The following is a 1,613-nucleotide window of genomic DNA, read 5'->3' as shown; positions in this document are numbered from 1 at the left end:
TTTTTTCCTTTAGATCATGTATGTGGCGCAGCGGCCCCGGCGCGGGCTCTAGAAAGGAGGTATTCCAGCCGCACCTTCCGGTACGGCTACCTTGTTACGACTTAGCCCCAATTACCGGTTTTACCCTAACACGCTCCTTGCGGTTACATGCTTTAGGTACCCCCAGCTTTCATGGCTTGACGGGCGGTGTGTACAAGGCCCGGGAACGTATTCACCGCGTCATTGCTGATACGCGATTACTAGCGAATCCAACTTCACGGGGTCGAGTTGCAGACCCCGATCCGAACTGTGAATGGCTTTTCGAGATTGGCATCACATTGCTGTGTAGCTGCCCGCTGTACCATCCATTGTAGCACGTGTGTAGCCCCGGACGTAAGGGCCATGATGACTTGACGTCGTCCCCGCCTTCCTCTCTGCTTGCGCAGGCAGTCTGTCCAGAGTCCCCACCTTTAMGTGCTGGCAACTGGACATAGGGGTTGCGCTCGTTGCGGGACTTAACCCAACACCTCACGGCACGAGCTGACGACAGCCATGCAGCACCTAGTTTCCTGTCCCGAAGGACGCATCCGTCTCTGGATGCTTCAGTAACTTTCAAGCCCGGGTAAGGTTCCTCGCGTATCATCGAATTAAACCACATGCTCCTCCGCTTGTGCGGGCCCCCGTCAATTCCTTTGAGTTTCACCCTTGCGGGCGTACTCCCCAGGTGGATAACTTAACGCTTTCGCTTGGACGCTTACGGTATATCGCAAACATCGAGTTATCATCGTTTAGGGCGTGGACTACCAGGGTATCTAATCCTGTTCGATCCCCACGCTTTCGTGCATCAGCGTCAATAACGGCTTAGACAGCTGCCTTCGCAATCGGTGTTCTGAGACATATCTATGCATTTCACCGCTACTTGTCTCATTCCGCCGTCTTCAACCGCATTCAAGCACTTCAGTATCAAGGGCACTGCGACAGTTGAGCTGCCGTCTTTCACCCCTGACTTAAAGTGCCGCCTACGCACCCTTTAAACCCAATAAATCCGGATAACGCTCGGATCCTCCGTATTACCGCGGCTGCTGGCACGGAGTTAGCCGATCCTTATTCTCCGGGTACGTTCAGCCCACTACACGTAGTGGGGTTTATTCCCCGGCAAAAGCAGTTTACAACCCATAGGGCAGTCGTCCTGCACGCGGCATGGCTGGTTCAGGGTTGCCCCCATTGACCAATATTCCTTACTGCTGCCTCCCGTAGGAGTCTGGTCCGTGTCTCAGTACCAGTGTGGGGGATTCTCCTCTCAGAGCCCCTAGACATCGTCGCCTTGGTGGGCCGTTACCCCACCAACTAGCTAATGTCACGCGAGCCCATCCATATCCTATGAATATTTGACGCCRGRACGATGCCGTCCCGGCGTGTCATGCGGTGTTAATCCGGATTTCTCCGGGCTATCCCCCTGATATGGGCAGGTTGCTCACGCGTTACGCACCCGTGCGCCACTCTCACCGGAAGTAGCAAGCTACTCCCGGATCCCGTCCGACTTGCATGTATTAGGCCTGCCGCTAGCGTTCATCCTGAGCCAGGATCAAACTCTCCATTGTAAAATGAAGTGTAAGACCGTGACTATTCATAAT

1 rRNA gene is annotated in these 1,613 nt (G+C 54.5%); it reads right to left on the bottom strand.

The features are described from left to right. Nucleotides 1-52: 52 nt before the first annotated feature. Nucleotides 53-1,580, bottom strand: a 16S ribosomal RNA gene (locus CRT24_RS14385). Between the last annotated feature and the right edge of the window lie 33 nt (nt 1,581-1,613).

This window comes from Sphingobacterium sp. 1.A.5 (assembly GCF_002734235.1).
Lineage (GTDB): Bacteria > Bacteroidota > Bacteroidia > Sphingobacteriales > Sphingobacteriaceae > Sphingobacterium > Sphingobacterium daejeonense.
Note: the sequence above shows the minus strand (reverse complement) of the source record. Positions and strands in the feature narration are given on the sequence as shown.